A 245-nucleotide genomic window follows, 5' to 3' on the forward strand; every position below is an offset into this window, starting at 1 on the left:
CGGCGACCACGGCGGATCGGACGAGCATTTCAGGATCGCCGAGGGCTTCGCAGAACGCATGACCGACGAGAACGCCAAGCTCCGTGTGCTCGCGAACCTCGCACGCTTCGCGATGCTCGGTGATCAAAACGTGCGCGCGGTGACGCTCGGGCGTCAGGCGCTCGCCCTGGCCGAGAAGCTCGGCCGCAAAGACATGCGCGCGCATGTCTTGAACAGCACCGGCGTCGCTCGTGTCTCGTTAGGTG

Annotated in this window: 1 protein-coding gene; it reads left to right on the forward strand. The window is 65.7% G+C overall.

Annotated elements, in window-relative coordinates; all coding sequences use genetic code 11:
* On the forward strand, positions 1-245 hold a 245-nt coding region (locus ACKX14_RS16340; protein WP_422449482.1), incomplete at both ends, for a hypothetical protein.

It is taken from the genome of Thermorhabdus hydrogeniformans, from assembly GCF_049310025.1.
Taxonomy (GTDB): Bacteria; Bacillota; Thermosediminibacteria; order Thermosediminibacterales; family Tepidanaerobacteraceae; genus JBJYKD01.